The 2,123-nt window shown below is 59.0% G+C and carries 3 protein-coding genes; all 3 read right to left on the reverse strand.

What is annotated here, in order from left to right; translation table 11 throughout:
• The coding region (locus ACWEOZ_RS44225; protein WP_451916660.1) for a hypothetical protein at window positions 1–618 on the reverse strand (618 nt) is incomplete at its 3' end.
• Between the two features lie 164 nt (window positions 619–782).
• The gene (locus ACWEOZ_RS44230) at window positions 783–1,691 is read right to left on the reverse strand and encodes a recombinase family protein (RefSeq protein ID WP_308728036.1); all 909 of its coding nucleotides are present in this window, start codon (window positions 1,689–1,691) and stop codon (window positions 783–785) included.
• Between the two features lie 16 nt (window positions 1,692–1,707).
• On the reverse strand, window positions 1,708–2,123 hold a 416-nt coding region (locus ACWEOZ_RS44235; RefSeq protein ID WP_451916661.1), incomplete at its 5' end, for a recombinase family protein.

Consider the following 2,123-nt stretch of genomic DNA (forward strand, 5'->3'; position numbering starts at 1 on the left):
GGACGGAGTCTTCAGCGCACGAGTGGGGTCTTTCGGTTGATAGGTGCTCACAAGGTCTGCCAATGATTTGTGCCAGGACGCCACGACCTTGAGAAAGTCGTAAACGTAAGTGTGCTTAATCTCTGTGTACGGATTTTGCTGAAGCTCAGTCAGCACCTTCAACATCGCATATTTTGGCATGAGGCCCTTGAGTGCAAACCACAGATTGACTGCGTCGTAGAGTTCCTGATTGAGTTTTGGAACGGTTTTGCCGTTGGAGGTCGAAGTCCCTCCACCGGTTCCGCCACCCGCTCCTCCGGAAGCCAGTGGAGGAGAGACGAATGGGTTGCTCAACGGCGGCAGCGGCACATTGGCGTGATTAGCACCAATTGCCTGCATCAAGGTCCGCAGCTCATGAGCACAGTGTTCGCCCATTGAGATTGCCCACTGGTGCGATGGATCAGTTTTTTCCGTTGCGAGAAATACAACCTGTACGTCCGTCAGTTCACCACAACACCCGTCGACGGTAACGCCTTCGGCAATCCGTGCGCGAGATATAGGAAGGAAGTCGTACTTGGTCAGATGTTCCTTTCTTTTCTCGTCACCACGGCAGTTCAAAGTAGGGGGTGTCCAAGGCATTTTCGTTCTCTAAATAGAAGGTACCGAGATATTGACCTGAGTGTTCGAGAATAATCTGCCGATGCCCCGCAGGACATCGATATCTTCCGAAAATTAGGGAAATATACCAATCCGTGGCTGCGTATGGGGGCGCGTCACGAAGCACACATGTTGGGGTGTCTGGATCAACATCCGCGGGCTGACCGAGTTTTAAGATCTGGCCAACTTCTGCTAGCGCTGACCGCAAGATTGTGTTCCTCGGCTGCGCGCCACTCTCCAGTCTTGCGATCTACTATCAACATACGTGTGTTGCCGCGCTTCGCGATGAGAGTGAGCCCGATCGAATCCGATTCGCTGTTCGGTTGAAACCCTGATTGATAGGCGACGATCGTCGAGAACGTGTCCGCGACGAGCTGGCGCGCCAACATTCGGGTGTCGTAGTCAAGTTGCTCGACGCCGTTCGCCAGTTCACGCCAGGGGTCTGCTGCGGCCGGCGCGACGTTCGATGCCGACGCGGCCAGATGGTGCTCAAACGAGTCGACGTAGTGGCGTTCGCTAGCGAGCTGGTTTGGGAGTTCGCGGACACGTCGCAAAACGGCTGCCGGAGCCTCACCATCATCGCCCAGCAACGCGCCCGTGACGAGGCGGAACGTCTCGCCGTCAACCTCGACAGCCTTCTCGCCGATCAGCATCCGGTTCGCCAGCAGCCGATAGATGTGGCTGGTTGCTGAGCGGCCTCTGTCGGTAATCTTGAGCCCGCGCTCGGCGAGTTCGCGCACGATCCGCACCGCACCATGCCCCTGCTTGAACATCTCGATGACGAGGCGCACTGCCACCGCTCGATCACCGGCCAGTTCGAACCCGCCGGCTTCAATTTCGCGCACCCAATGCGGGTCCTTCCCAACCCGGATCGGCGCGCGCCAAGTGCCGGATATCCAGCCTTGGCACTGCCGACGGATCGCCGCCTCCATGCGCTTGCTCTTCGTGTCCGATTTCTCGTGCGCGCGGATCATCCCCAGCAGGCTGTAAACGAGGTCCATCGGCCGCGCTTTGAGGCGCTCGCGGTTGTACTCGCGGCCGTCGCTGGCCGTCACGACCGTGATACCGGCTTTACAATCTGGGCGAGTTGCGCTTGCGCTTGCGCCTGCAGCGGCTCGGCTCGGCGCGGCTCAAGCGATCCAGACCCTCAACGATCAGTACGGACCCCCCCGGCACTTGGCCATCCTCGACGGCGCGTAGGAGCACCCCCAGCGCGCCTTGTCGCACGTGGCGCTGATGGTATGCCGACAGCCCTTCGTCCCGCAGTGATAGGGACGCATCAAGCTCCATCGCTTTGTCGGCCGCCCAACGTGCGGCGTACTCAAGCTGGCGATCGACGCTGCCGCCGGCTGCTTGTTTTGGGTCGCTGAACCGTAAATAGCTGTAAACTCTCGCTTTTGCTGCCACGCCCCACACTCCAGATGTCTCAGAAAATTTCACCGGCTCCCGCTCCGGCACCGCGTATAGGTATGGTATCCCTCGGGTGC

Source organism: Actinoplanes sp. NPDC004185, from assembly GCF_053603475.1.